This is a genomic window from Cellulophaga sp. BC115SP, assembly GCF_009905545.1.
GTDB classification, from domain to species: domain Bacteria; phylum Bacteroidota; class Bacteroidia; order Cytophagales; family Spirosomataceae; genus Flectobacillus; species Flectobacillus rivi.
Genome location: NZ_JAAALB010000148.1, coordinates 1 through 1,194 on the forward strand (window position 1 = coordinate 1; position 1,194 = coordinate 1,194).

1 protein-coding gene is annotated in these 1,194 nt (G+C 31.7%); it reads right to left on the minus strand.

Annotated features, from left to right (window positions below):
• A partial coding sequence (locus GVN22_RS27310; protein WP_166554155.1) for an IS4 family transposase occupies nt 1-1,101 on the minus strand: 1,101 nt, incomplete at its 3' end.
• Between the last annotated feature and the right edge of the window lie 93 nt (nt 1,102-1,194).

The window sequence follows — 1,194 nt, forward strand, 5'->3', positions numbered from 1 at the left end:
CATATTTTTTTGATAATGAGACATTTGCATTTTTATCCATCTTAAAAAGCTGAATATTCTATTCTCAATAGCTGTATCTGTCAGTATTGCTTGCCGGAATAATTCTTGAATCATATTTATACCCTTTCTAAGAAAACTATTGGATTTATAACCATGCTTTTTCTTTTTAATTTTTTGTACTTTAGCGTGAAAGTAAATTCCCATACTTATACAAACGGCATATGATATAGCGACTAAGGCAATGAGTTTTTTAATCTTTTTCAAACATTTTAAATGCGTTTTTTCTAAGTTAAAACCTCTACCTTTTAATCCTTGAAAACAAGTCTCTATAGTCCATCTTTTAGCATATAACTGCCCCATAAATTCTACATTTACTGTACCCAATAAATATAAAAAATCACCGTTTTGCAAGGCCTTGACCCAAACATTGGCCACTACACCATCTACTAGACAATCTCTTAATATCACAGCTTTGTTAATTTCTAAATTCAAGCTCTCTATTTTGAACACACTACCATCTGATTTTTGTAATAAATGATGTTTTGGTAAGCGCATTACAAAATTTATACCATTGTCTTTCAGATATTTAATCCATGTATGACCTATAAACTCACGGTCGCCAACTATGTATCCTATTCGTTCTTTGCCAATCAAATTTACACACATTTCTACGATAGCTTTACGGTCTCGGGTAGATGAATTTCCACTCTTATTATCCAACATTTCCCAATATAAAGGAAGCTGATAATCTCCACAACCTACTACTACCATCAAAATATTTATCTGACATGAGCCAAAATCCCATTCAGTTCTATCAAGGCATAAACGTAACTTTTTATTAGTCGGTAAGAACTGCAACAAAAGCAAAGCTACATAAAAATAATCTATATTAACCTCCCTGAAAAAATCCTGTATTCGAACTTCATTGGAACTTAATTTAGCCTTGATATTTAGATGTTGGGCTACATCGCAAAATTGTATATTTCTACTTTTTATTAATCCTAAAATAAATGAGCAAATGAATTTCTTTCGTGATAAATTCTTAACAATTGGAAATTTTGATAAAACACTAGTAATTTCGCTTTCGAGCCGTTGGTTCATGGGAAGTGGGAAGTTTTGGAGCTTGGTAACTACAAAACTCTTGCTTCCCTTTCTTTTTACCTAATTTGTCCCATTTTTTAGTAGGGTAGAGTA